Origin of the sequence: Paenibacillus sp. NPDC101420, from assembly GCF_050277435.1 — a bacterium.
GTDB lineage: Bacteria > Bacillota > Bacilli > Paenibacillales > Paenibacillaceae > Paenibacillus_AQ.
In genome coordinates this window covers 150,692-163,395 of sequence record NZ_JBNNSE010000003.1, presented here as the reverse complement: position 1 = coordinate 163,395, position 12,704 = coordinate 150,692, and the positions used below count along the sequence as shown (strand labels likewise).

The window sequence follows — 12,704 nt, the reverse complement described above, 5'->3', positions numbered from 1 at the left end:
TTAGTTTTCTACAACGATTTTGATCGCTTGGCCGATAGGTGGCAAGCTTTTGGTCAACATTGGACCGTAGAACGCATACACTTTGTCACCTTTTTTCAGCTCACTTATGGCAATCTTCTGATTGTCTTTCGTGCCGAGAATAGTCGTAGTATCTGAAGTATTTAGAACAATCGTCTCGAAGGAAGAATCACTGAGCTTATCGCCTTTGATTACAACGCGGGTCGTGCCATTATCTGAAGGAGTAGCCTCTTCGATCACGCCAACCGTTCCCAAGGTCTGCTGATCGGGAGCTTGTTCTTTCACAACAATCTTGATCGCGCCCGCCAATGGAGGCATGCTCATAGCCATGACCATACTGTGCTCGACCTCGATGGACATGCCTAGCTGCAGATCAGCAAAGGTTAGCTTCTTATTATCAACAGATACGATCTCCGCTTCATCAGAAATGCCTAGGCGAATGCCATGACCATAGCCGTTGAGGCCGATTTCAGCATTTTTTTCGCCCTTATAAATACTAGTGATTGATCCTTGTTTGATCGTGTCTGAAGCGGTCTCTCCATTGCCTTGTTCCTTGGAATTAATCGATATGGTTCCAGTTGGGCCTGCGACTACTTCAAGCTTCAATACTTTTTCGAAGAATGATAATGGAACGTAGGTTTTGCCATTCTTTAGCTCTGGTACAGCACCCAGCGAAAGAATTGTTGTACCATTACGGTAAGCATCTTTTGCAATTTGAAAGGACATCGACTGGCTATCTTTCTCAAGACCTAGCGATTGAAGGCTTTGAGTCCATGTTAGCTTGTATCCAAGCGCTTCAGCTGCTGTACGGATTGGGATCATAACTTCCTTGCTTGAACCTACGTATAGCGGAACATCGACTGGGGAGTAGCCGTTACCATCAATGACTAGCACATATTTTAGACCACCATAAGAATCCTGCGGTACTGAGGAATTAGTCGCTGGTTTGACTGGAGCTGGCTGGATTGGAGCAGCAGAGATGACGTTCGATGCTATGAGCGTGCCAGCGAGGACCGCTCCGATTACTTTGAATGTTTTCATAGTGAATTATACCTCCTGAGATGAATGAAATTGTGCTACTCTATCATTCTTAACGTGAGGTCCAGGAAAAATGTTGCGATAAGATCAATCACTCAGACGTTCCATAAATGATCTTGGAGCGTCTTTGTCATGTCCTCTTGCTGGCTGGCAAACTGCTTAAATCTATGTCCGTTCGCTCCAGAAGGATGAGGAAATCCCCATAAACAGCGGTGATCATCGAGCTTACCCTCAGATACCATAAGCTGGAGCATTCCCTCCACCGTTTTTCCTAAAGGAATAATTAAAGCTTGGCTCAGGATGCCCAGCTCCTGCTCTAACGACAATAGCGCACATTCTCTAAGGAACGGATCTGAACGTAGCTTAGGATGTGCCCCATTATAATTTTTCTTCTCTACGAACACAGGAAAACGCAATAAAGAGGTGGTATGCAGGTTCGTTTGCTGCTTCTGAAACAATTGGTCACAAGAGGTAAGGTTCAAGTACTGATGAAGCCCAAGTGTATCTAGCATGTGAATTAACGTACTCCTCATGGAGCCTGCGAATCTCGCCGCTTCTTTTGCTTTTCTGCATACCTCTTCATCTGAAAGCCCGGCTTTCAACCCAATGACTGCTTCTTGTATGGCTATTCTCATTTGTGTAAAACCGGGTGTTAGTCCGATAATGATCACCTTTGCAGTAGGATTCAGGTACTCATTGTGCGGTGCATAGTACATTTCAAGCTTGCCGCTACGCTTCATTAGAAGCTTATCTACCTGCAGATCCTCTTTCGTTAGCGCGGTCCCCTTCGGAAGTGAAAGCATCGCTGCTTTATATTGTTGCAAATGGTTAGAGATGAGCATGTCATCCACCTCTCATGTCCCTATAATGATCCACTCACGAGACGCCCTTCGTACCATACGGCTTGACGATCCGCTCTTCGTGCTACAGCTTCGGCCGAGCAGCTGGCATGCAGCAGCACAAAGCTTGCCGTGTCTCCTACTTTTGGCCATACCTGTTCACCTTTTAGATTAAGAGGCGTTATCCCTCCTGTTATGAATCTAAGGGATTGCGATAATGACCGTTCATCACTACACCCATATAACTCTGCGTACCGTCCCGCCTTCTCCAATTGATCTCCATTTCCAAAAGGAGACCAGTGGTCCGTAAGGCTGTCTGTTGCCAGTTTCACTTGTACACCTTGGCTGTGCAGCATTGGTAGTGGCATCATCATTCTGCCAATAGGTACTGTGGATGCAATCCCCATACCAAGTGATGCCATCCGTGCAGCCATTTCTTCTGCTTCCTGCTGCGATGCACCTGCGAACCAGAATGCGTGGCTAACGGTCACTTTGCCCTGCAAGCCAGCTTCTTCTGTGAGATCAGCCAAACGCGACAGCGTCTGCTTTCCTGCTTCTTTTCCATCATGTAAGTGAAGATCAATGCCAGCATTACTCATTACCGCTAGCTCGACCATGGTCTGGAGTGACTTCTCGATATCTCCATCCACTGAGTATGGATCGACACCACCTACATAGGTTGCTCCCTCTGCCAGGGATTGCTTTACTAATTCAACAGAATTAGAGCGAAGCAGACCATGCTGCGGAAAGGCTACAATTTCTGATGAAATTTTGCCGGAGAAGGTATCCAATGCTTGCAGGGTTGCCTCTAAACGCTTCAGACCGCTGACAGGCTCAATATTACAATGACTACGCACATGTGTGGCACCGAAACGCTGTATAAGCGTCAAGATGCTCTCCGCTTGTTGTCTCGCCATAGGCAGCAGCTTAGGCAATAATACCTTCTCTTCCTCAATGCGTTCGAAGACACCGGCAGCAGGCTTTACCGCTTTCCATGGTCCAGCGAAATATGTTTTATCTAAATGGATATGTGCCTCCTCAAAGGAAGGAAGCATCAATAACCCCTTGCAGTCATATTTAGGTAGATGACTCCGAAGCTCTACGTCCGCTCCAACCACTTCTGAAATGTTATCCCCGTCAATTCGGATATGACAAACCTTCGTATCTGTACCAACCACTTGTCCATCCTCAATAACATAACCCTGCTCTAATCTTATATTGGTTAACCAGTAAGAAGCATTCAACATGCTACCCCATCCTTTTCTCAACGATTTAATATAGGTGCGAACCACTTTATCCTAAATGGTACCATAGCCCTTCCTATATAAAAAATGTTTGAAAGGTTTTTAGCATAAGACTATATCGTAAATATCCCAACTTCTAACTTTAAAAATACAGATAACTCGCTGAGTTCTCTAAGTTTGGTCGTCATCTCATCGATAGTCGCAAGTTGCTCCTCCGTGGAAGCCGCTACTTCCTGTGAGGACGATGCCGACTGATCAATGAGTTGCGAAGATTGCACTAGAGCCTTCAATGATTGATGTGACATTGTAGACAAATCACCAAATATGCCTTGAATTCGCAGCGTGCTTTGGGTTGTTAGATCAACCTTCTGAACGATTTCCTCCAGAGATTGTTGCCCTTGTAATACTAAATCATTCTGTTGATTGACCACTTGTTGACTCGATTCCATCGTTTTGACCGCTGCATTCGTATCCGCTTGAATTGCACCAACAAGCTCGGCAATCTGCTCGGCTGCTCTTTCGGAACCTTCAGCAAGCTTACGGATCTCTCCTGCAACTACTGCAAAACCTTTCCCTTGCTCTCCAGCGCGGGCCGCTTCAATGGCTGCATTTAGCGCGAGTAGATTCGTCTGACTAGCCAATTCGGAAATCACGTTAATGATCTCACCGATTTGGCTGGATCGGCTGTTCAGCTGTGCAATGGTTTCTGTTGAACGCTCAATGGAACTAACCATAGTTTCCAAGTGATCTACAGATGCCCGGTTTGCACGCTGGCCAGTTTGCACCGCTTTTATTAAATGATTGGAATCGTGAACTGTCTTTACCGTTTCCTGCATAATTTCCTCAGAGATTTCCCCTGTCCGTTCCATCATCGTGAGTACTTGCCGCACATGTTCTGCTTGCTCCGTCGACCTCACAGCCATATCCGTAATAATCGTGGTAATCTGCTTGGATGTCTCATTTGTCTGCTCTGCTGAAACTTGAAGTATTTCTGCATTTTCATTCAGATGATTGGCCTGTGAAGTAACATTCCCGACGATGGCCCGAATGTTATCCAGAAACTGATTCATGGAATACGCCAACATCCCAATCTCATCATTACGCTTCATGTCCAGCTTCTTAGTCAGATCGCCTCCGTGTTCAACAAGTTCCATTACATGCTCATTGATTCTTCGCAGCGGTCGTACAATAAGTCGGGTTAAGATAATGAAGAGTAAGACAATAAAAATAATCAAAGCGATAACAAAACCGCCAATAATTAAATATTGGTTGTTCATCATTGGCTCCAAGATCTGTTTTACAGGCATCACCAGCACTAGCTTGTAATCTGTATCGCCGATCCTTGTAAAAGCATAAACATTCTTCGAGTCTTCCGTACCACTAGTTCCCGTAGATTGTGCTATGACCTGACCAACCTTTTGCAACTGTATGTCCGGTTCATCAAATATAGCTTTACCTATATCTTGCTTAGGGTTCTGGCTTGCTACATATCGACCAGCTTTATCTATGACAAAATAATAACCTGCATCCTCCTCACTCATTTCAGCCAAGCTCTTCTCGAAATCATTCGACAATCGACTATTCAGTTTAGTAGAAGTAAGCTCCACCTTATAGTTAAGCTTTTGTTCAACTTCATGACTGAGAATTTCATTAAACTTAGAAAATGTATACATACATAGACCTGCAAAAATCAACACCATGTATACTACAGAAACGGTCATAACGATGGTTCGAACGGTTTTCTTCTTCAATGTCTGAATTCCCTTCCAATCTAGTGACATCATGTCATCCATAGCTACAGATTAATCGGACCGTGATGTTTGACGCTGGACCTAGCTTCTCCAATGCGACTAGCTTCCTTGTTCAGTAGCTCATCCACTCGCTGGCTCTTCAGCCCCCTTCTAGGAATCTCCTTTAAGACCTCTTCCAGTCCGGTGATCATGTTCAGCGGTGCTTCTCGATCTGCCCCCGGTGTATCACCATTGTCGTGCAGAACGATGATAGAACCGGGTTTTATCTTTTTCAATAAGTCATGCTTTATTTGGGCTGCGCTAACAGACGCCTTCCAGTCTCCCACCATTACAGACCACAACACTACCCGATAAGAACGTCTAAGAAAGACAAGATCGCCTAAATTAAGGAGCCCCCATGGTGGTCGATACAAGATAGGCCGCTCTCCTGTAATCCGCTCGACAATTTCAGCTGTTCGATCTACTTGCTTCCGTCTATTCGTCCATGGAGAGTAAATCCAGTTAGGCGTATGTGTATAATTATGAATGCCGATCTGATGTCCTTCACGGTGCATTCGCTGGATTAAATCCGGGAATTGCTCAGCCCTTTTGCCTAATACGAAGAAAGTTGCCTTAACGTCATGTTCATGCAGCAAGTCCAATAATTCAGGGGTATAGCATGGATCTGGCCCGTCATCGAAAGTAAAGGCAACTTCCTTCGCGGCATTTCCTCTGGATACAACTCCCCATCCCAATATTCGAGTAATCACAAAGGGAACGATCATATAAAGAATAATCGCATCTATAGCTAAAATAAGGAGCGTCCACATTAGGAAACCGCCTCTTTCCTTCGAGGAGCAAACCGCGCTTTCAAAGACTGCTTACTAATTACGAGCATCTTAGGAGACAACTTCTCCGTGCTGTCCTCAACGCGATGTTTCCCCTCCGGATGCAGCATCCGAAGTAAGAACCGAAGATAGATTCCGAACCATCGCCGCTGCCATTTGGACTTGATAGGATGCTGCTCAAACCCTATTCCATGAATGATCCCCCGGTGAAGTAGCGTAATCCCCGTTAGCGCCTGCACTTTGCTTAGTTCTGGATTGCTATCTAGTTCACGACTAATCTCCTTCATGGCCTCGCGAAGCATACGTGCAGTTCGAATTCCGGCCCGATCAGCGCCCAGGGTACGCGTAAGCTGCACTACCTGACGATTATCCAGATGAAGTTCACCCACCCAATCTCCGGGAAGAATCTGATGTCCATCTTGGCAGACTATACTTTCACCGTGATACTTTAACACGACCAATTTACATATCCCGTATCTCCACACGGACTGACTGCGGAATTTGGTGACAATAGCAAATAGGTTCTCCCACATCATCCAAAGAGATTGCGAGAATAATTTTATAAATGAAACTGAGGCTACCATTAATCTTCCTTCTTTCGTGTAAAAGTTTATCTTCTAGCAAAATCTTTCACTAAACGCCGCGTATACCTGCCGATCATCTTTACTAAACCGTTGCCAAGATATGCACCGATCCATAGAGATACCGCGCCTAACAGCATGAACAGAAGTGAGGTGTTGAGTGTTTTATTTTCAATCCCAAATAACGATATAGAAGAGATATCGATGAAATACAAGATAGGTGACAACAAGAGAATAATAGGGGACAAATAAAAAAGAGTTGCACATATGAGACTGAGCATTCCAATTCCAAGTTGCAGCATCAATCCTATAATTGCTCTCCAGTTATGCTCATCGGACAACTCCGCCTTAACCTTATCCCACATGTTTCCTTCTTCTTGAGATCGAGTTGGAAGCGTCCGAACGGAGATATCCGTATAGACTTTCGTTCGAATTCGCTCATGTTGTAAAAAGATTTCGGTAGAACGCAAAACATAATAAAGGATCGGAATCCCTACTATGGTGAAGGACATCGCGACCCCAAAAGTGATGCCTACCAAATAAAAGCAAAAGTAAAATAGCCCTGTGGCAAAAGTAATTAATAAGAAACAGAAATTCCTCACATGCTTCCGGATCATTTGACTCATATTCTCCTCTTCCTCTCTGCACTAAAAATTTGTTCATCTACGCAGCTCTTATGCTAATGCTCCTGATGTAAAATCGACCAGTGCCATAATGTCATATGACAGTTATTTCATACAAAAAAGCACCTTCCGCCTACTCCCACAAGGGAAAATAGACAACAAGGTGCTCGCTCTACAATTTCAGATCATTCGGTTTTAGTTATTATTCGAAAGTGCCAAAGGCTTTCTCAACAGCCTCTTCACGGTTCCGTACACCCAGCTTAGCATAGATGGTAGAAGCGTAATTTCTCACCGTTCCATCAGACAAATACAATTTAGCTGCAATGGATTTATAACGCATGCCCTTTGACAGGCATTCTAGAATTTCCAGCTCGCGCGGGGTCAGCCCATACTCATTACTCTGCTCAGTCCGCGCTTCAGAAGTTGGATGCATCTCATAATGATCAATTAATACATTCGTAATAGCTGGTGTTATCATCTTCACACCCCGATGTACGAGACGTATCCCTTCGAATAGCTCCTGCGGTTCAGTAGACTTTAACAAGTAGCCATCTGCCCCATTTTGCAGTGCTTCGACTGCCAAATCCGTTTCTTGAAAAGTAGTCAGGATCAGCACTCGTACCCCTGGCCACTTTTGCTTAATAAGCTTCGTTGCTTCCGCACCGTCCATGTCAGGCATATTTAAGTCCATCAGCACCACATGAGGCTGTTCCTGCTCACAGAAGCCTACTGCTTGTTCACCATTCTCAGCTAACCCAATGATCTCAAAATCGGGCTGCTGCTCTAAAATAATTCGCAGACTATCCCGGATATAAGGTTGATCATCGACCAGCAATAAGCGAATCATTTCCTCCTGTATCTCTTCAAGCCTTGGTAAACTACAGGTCACTAAGGTTCCTTCCCCTGGCTTAGAGTAGAGATACACTTGACCTTGCAGGTTAGAAGCACGTTCCTTCATCGCGTTCACACCAAATCCTGCTTTTAAATCTTCAGTGCCTAATCCATTATCCTGCACTTCCAGCCGAATTAACTTCTCTTCGTAATGCAGGGTGATGACAATTTCACTGGCTTGACCATGACGAACAGCGTTGGTTATCGACTCTTGCAAACATCTATATAAGGTCATTTTAGCCTGCTTGGATATTGTATAAGCCTCTCCGAACGTTCTTAGACGAACCTTAACCTTCGAAAAGGTCTGGAAATCATCCACTAATTTCTGCAGGGACTGCATAAGCGTCAATGAATCCTGCGAAGAGCCCACATGGTGCAAATATTTACGCACATCATCCAAGCCATTGCGAGTTAGCTTTAATAAGGAATCTATCTTTTGCTCTCCTTCAGAGGTATTCACCTCCGTACGTAAAGTCTCCAGCCCCATAAGAATTGAAGTATAAGAATGCCCTACCGTATCATGCAAATCTTTGGATAACCGATCTCGTTCCTCCAGAAGAGTCATACGTTCGACTTGTGAAATATACTGCTCCAGGACAGCATTCTGGTTCTTAATAATCCCGTTCTGCTTGTGATTCACCACCAGTAAATGAAAGGCGAAGCCAATCGTATACACCAAGCCAAAGTTCACTATCATCGATATAGCATCCATTTGTTGTGACAATCTAGATAACATTATTGGAATCAAGATCACCGTGATCGGAGCTGACCAACGATAGGACTTCTGTGCACTATTGCTGGCAATCATAAAAGCGATAGGCAGAAAAGTTACATACGATTCAGGAAACAGAGCAGCCAAATATAAGCATAGACCACCTGAAAGGAGGATCTCCGCCATCAGATAATACTTATAATGCAGCTGCAAACAAAACCAAGGCACTGAAAAAGAAATCACACCCCAAACAAACACGATCCAGAAAGGAATCGTAAAATCCTCCGAGAGGTAACACATCGTAACTATAAAAGAAGTAGAAAAACAAATCCGAAACAAGAGGACGAGCCAATCGTACCAGAACCACTGCTTAACCAGATTAAACACTGAATTGCCCCCTATAAACTGTGCTGACTAGACCCTTATTATAGTGTAACCCCCTGAGGCCTTACTAGTTACAAAAGGTCATGAGATGGGATGACATTTATGCTAGGAGTGTAATTACAGAATAGAAAAAAAGATACCATCCCTTTAGGGGCAGCATCCCTTGATCAATCCTAATCGATTTCTGGAATTAAAACTTAATTCGTGAAAATCCATTGTCTGTCATTACATACCCCACGCCATTGCCTACATAGTTGAAATTAAAATCATCCTTCAGCTTAAAAGTATAATCTACTGCGAGCGTTTTAGGATTTAAAACATATGTGGCGGAACCCGGGAAGCCAAGCTCAATATTACCATCCTGTAATCGGTCCAACGATACAAAAAATTCTGTCTCATCTTTAAGAGCTACCGACTTAACCAATCCTTTGACATTATATAGAGACAGCTTGCCATTGGCATAAACCCCATAAACTTCACCAAGTGAGGATACGACAGCATCACCTGCGATATCTCTTCCCCACAGTAGATTACCTTTAGAGTTGAATCCGAATAACCGATTCCCTGTCTTTGGTATATTAGTACGGATTAATACTGTTCCATCGGAAAGCACCTGATTGTAAGACACTTCAGTGTACGAATCGGCTGGCATTTGATATGTAAACACTGAATTTAAGGAAGAATCGAGTGCCTGGATACGTGAGCCTTTCCCACCACCGTAATTCGTTTGAATTAAGACACGATTTCCTTGCGCCAATACCGTTCCTTTATAAGAAATGTTTTTTACTTTGGTACCACTTTTATTAATTAAAGTTAGTGACCCGTTATAATTCCCATTGTTATCAAAATTACCTTGGGATGCAAAGACTAAACTCCCGTTATCAAGTCTATATAAGTATCCCTCTGTCTGAGACAAATTCACTTTCCATTTCCGTTTTCCGTCTGGGCCCACCGCATAGATCTGAGTTGCGTCAGGTGAAAGATTATCTGTAAAGGTTATGTATACCGTTCCATCCGGCGCCACTAAATAATCTTTCGATTCACGAAACATCGCTGTGCCAGGGTCTGCAAAATTAACTGACCACTTTAGCTTCCCTGTCTGTGTATCATAAGATTTCAGCATATCAACCAACCATACCTTAGTTTGGGTAGCATGCTCTTCCTTAGTGTGGAGATACACTGTATTTAATGATGGAACCTCCACGGGACCCCCTTCTATGCTTTCTAATGCTCCCACAACATTCAGCTGACTCCATTGGGGGCTAGGTAATTTCGTTACTGTTCCAGCGGCCTCTACAACATTAAAAGATAGCGTACTGGCGGTAATCAGCAAGAGCGCAAGAAGACCTGTAAATATTCCTTTTTTCAAAAAATATCAACCTTTCTTTCCATAAATAGTATGTATCATGTTACTTTACTACCTTTTTTAAGGGACAACAAGATTATATTAATCATCTTTTTTTATAGAGGCATAAATTGTATGATAGTACATATTATTTAGCCAGAAATTATGGATGAAGGGGTCGATAACCAATGGGCGAGAATATCCAGATACAAAATGTAATGGATCAATTAAACAAATGGCTCATTAAATTACCTCAAGAAATCAGACTTATGTCAGAAACAGAAGTGACAGAGCGCCCCCAGCCGCATAAATGGTCACGAAAAGAAATATTAGGACATCTATGTGACTCCGCGATCAATAATCTTGAACGATTCATCAAAATTCAATATGAGGAGCAGCCATACGTCCTGAATGGTTGATTCAAGACTATCTAGAACATATGGAGCACCATATTCAAAAGCAAATTTTATAACGCATTACTCATCACCGGAGGACACAACTATGTTAGCCGCACTACTTCACGGAATCGCCTTAGCCTTTGGATTAATTCTTCCGCTAGGCGCACAAAATGTTTTTGTATTTAACCAAGGAGCTTCACAGCCACAATTTAAAAAGGCCATCCCAGTTATTATTACGGCTGCTTTGTGTGACACCCTTCTAATTTTATTAGCCGTGTTAGGTGTTTCCGTTCTTGTGTTTGCCATCCCTGTTCTGCAGACCGCTTTATTTGCTGTGGGACTTGTATTCCTTTTGTATATGGGATGGTCCATCTGGAGAAGCACACCTACCTCTTCATCCCAAGACGCAGCACCTCTATCTTCAAAAAAACAGATCTTATTTGCGATGTCCGTTTCTTTATTAAATCCACATGCGATCCTGGATACGATTGGGGTTATCGGCACCAGCTCCCTTAGTTACACTGGCATAGACAAAGTTACATTCGCCGTTTCGACTATCCTTGTTTCTTGGATTTGGTTCTTTGGGCTTGCTGTGGCAGGAAAGACCGTAGGACAAATAGATTCAAGCGGCAAAATCATGCTGATCATTAATAAGATCTCTGCGATTATCATTTGGGTCGTTGCAGCATATATTGCTTACAAGCTTTTTCAGATGTAATAGAACAAAGGCCATCCCTATAGGGATGGCCTTTTGTTAATATCTATACATATTCTTGTTCCTACATTCAGTTCATTTATATGAATCATAAGCCGTACACCAAATCGTCGTATAATTAAGTCCAATTTACACCATAATGTACTAGAATTTTGACTTCTTGTTCGGAATGCTGTACATTACAAAGTGGACGAACAATAATCAAACAAAAATACTATAATGTTCGCATTTAGAGGTGTATATAATGAAAAAAGTATTCGATTATGAAGATATTCAGTTAATTCCTGCAAAGTGTATCGTAAATAGCCGTTCTGAGTGTGATACAACAGTCACCTTAGGTGGTCATACTTTTAAATTACCTGTGGTACCTGCAAATATGCAAACCATCATAGATGAGAAGATCGCCAGCTTCTTAGCCCAAAATGGCTACTTCTACATTATGCATCGTTTTGAACCGGAGAAGCGTACGTCTTTCATCAAGGACATGCACACCCGCGGATTAATCGCATCCATTAGTGTCGGAGTCAAAGAAGAAGAATACGATTTCGTTGAACAATTAGCTAACGAACAGTTGATTCCGGAATTCATTACGATCGATATTGCACATGGTCATTCCGAGGCTGTCATTCGAATGATCAAACATATTAAACAATATCTACCTGCTAGTTTCGTTATTGCTGGAAACGTGGGAACTCCTGAAGGCGTTAGAGAATTAGAGAACGCTGGGGCCGACGCTACTAAAGTGGGAATTGGACCAGGGAAAGTATGTATCACGAAGATTAAGACAGGATTCGGAACAGGTGGCTGGCAATTAGCCGCACTACGCTTGTGTGCCAAGGCTGCAAGTAAGCCTATTATCGCTGACGGAGGCATTCGGACACACGGCGATATCGCCAAATCCATTAGATTTGGTGCTTCCATGGTCATGATCGGTTCCCTATTTGCTGGGCATGAAGAATCTCCTGGTGATACCATCGAGATCGATGGAAAGCTGTATAAAGAGTACTTCGGCTCCGCTTCTGAATACCAAAAAGGTGAAAAGAAGAATGTTGAGGGCAAAAAAATTGTTGTCGAGCACAAAGGCGCTTTAGCAGAAACGTTGAGAGAGATGGAGCAAGATCTTCAGTCCTCGATTTCTTATGCTGGAGGCAATAAATTAGAAGCTATTCGTAAAGTCGACTATGTTATCGTTAAGAATTCCATTTTTAATGGTGACAAGGTCTATTAACAAACATAAAAGAGGTGAGTAAGACGACTTAGGTCGTTCTTGCTCACCTTTTTTTAGGTTGTTATGATTTCTGCTATACCACTTTGGGGTAATCATCTAATAGGCTATTA

At 43.2% G+C, this 12,704-nt stretch carries 12 protein-coding genes; 3 read left to right on the top strand and 9 right to left on the bottom strand.

Going from position 1 to position 12,704, the window contains the following annotated elements; genetic code table 11:
- The 9 genes from ACQKMP_RS16020 to ACQKMP_RS15980 form a co-directional block, all read right to left on the bottom strand.
- Nucleotides 1-1,059 (bottom strand): copper amine oxidase N-terminal domain-containing protein, encoded by a 1,059-nt coding sequence (locus ACQKMP_RS16020; protein WP_427469895.1) that lies wholly within the window; start codon nt 1,057-1,059, stop codon nt 1-3.
- Between the two features lie 92 nt (nt 1,060-1,151).
- A complete protein-coding gene (locus tag ACQKMP_RS16015; protein WP_427469893.1) occupies nt 1,152-1,898 on the bottom strand; it encodes a uracil-DNA glycosylase family protein in 747 nt (248 codons plus the stop codon).
- A 20-nt stretch (nt 1,899-1,918) separates the two neighbouring features.
- Complete coding sequence (locus tag ACQKMP_RS16010) at nt 1,919-3,142, bottom strand: amidohydrolase (protein ID WP_427469891.1); 1,224 nt, start codon at nt 3,140-3,142, stop codon at nt 1,919-1,921.
- A 110-nt stretch (nt 3,143-3,252) separates the two neighbouring features.
- Nucleotides 3,253-4,890 carry a methyl-accepting chemotaxis protein gene (locus tag ACQKMP_RS16005; RefSeq protein ID WP_427469889.1) on the bottom strand — a complete coding sequence of 546 codons (1,638 nt, stop codon included), beginning with the start codon at nt 4,888-4,890 and terminating at the stop codon, nt 3,253-3,255.
- Between the two features lie 44 nt (nt 4,891-4,934).
- Entirely contained in the window at nt 4,935-5,699 is a 765-nt protein-coding gene (locus ACQKMP_RS16000; protein WP_427469887.1) for a polysaccharide deacetylase family protein, read from the bottom strand.
- The gene (locus ACQKMP_RS15995) at nt 5,699-6,301 is read right to left on the bottom strand and encodes a YkoP family protein (protein ID WP_427469885.1); all 603 of its coding nucleotides are present in this window, start codon (nt 6,299-6,301) and stop codon (nt 5,699-5,701) included. Before ACQKMP_RS15995 ends, ACQKMP_RS16000 begins: the two co-directional genes overlap by 1 nt.
- Before the next feature lie 26 nt (nt 6,302-6,327).
- Nucleotides 6,328-6,924 (bottom strand): sensor domain-containing protein, encoded by a 597-nt coding sequence (locus ACQKMP_RS15990; RefSeq protein WP_427469884.1) that lies wholly within the window; start codon nt 6,922-6,924, stop codon nt 6,328-6,330.
- A gap of 199 nt (nt 6,925-7,123) precedes the next feature.
- Entirely contained in the window at nt 7,124-8,911 is a 1,788-nt protein-coding gene (locus ACQKMP_RS15985) for a response regulator (protein WP_427469882.1), read from the bottom strand.
- Between the two features lie 187 nt (nt 8,912-9,098).
- Nucleotides 9,099-10,277 carry a PQQ-binding-like beta-propeller repeat protein gene (locus tag ACQKMP_RS15980; protein ID WP_427469880.1) on the bottom strand — a complete coding sequence of 393 codons (1,179 nt, stop codon included), beginning with the start codon at nt 10,275-10,277 and terminating at the stop codon, nt 9,099-9,101.
- A 164-nt stretch (nt 10,278-10,441) separates the two neighbouring features.
- Between ACQKMP_RS15980 and ACQKMP_RS15975 the strand changes: the two genes are divergently transcribed.
- From ACQKMP_RS15975 to guaC, 3 genes are all read left to right on the top strand, one after another.
- The gene (locus tag ACQKMP_RS15975; RefSeq protein WP_427469878.1) at nt 10,442-10,672 is read left to right on the top strand and encodes a hypothetical protein; all 231 of its coding nucleotides are present in this window, start codon (nt 10,442-10,444) and stop codon (nt 10,670-10,672) included.
- Nucleotides 10,673-10,754: 82 nt separating this feature from the next.
- Nucleotides 10,755-11,369, top strand: coding sequence for a LysE/ArgO family amino acid transporter (locus ACQKMP_RS15970; protein WP_339244041.1), 615 nt, complete (start codon nt 10,755-10,757; stop codon nt 11,367-11,369).
- Between the two features lie 241 nt (nt 11,370-11,610).
- Entirely contained in the window at nt 11,611-12,594 is a 984-nt protein-coding gene (gene guaC, locus ACQKMP_RS15965; protein ID WP_042192907.1) for a GMP reductase, read from the top strand.
- Nucleotides 12,595-12,704 lie beyond the last annotated feature (110 nt).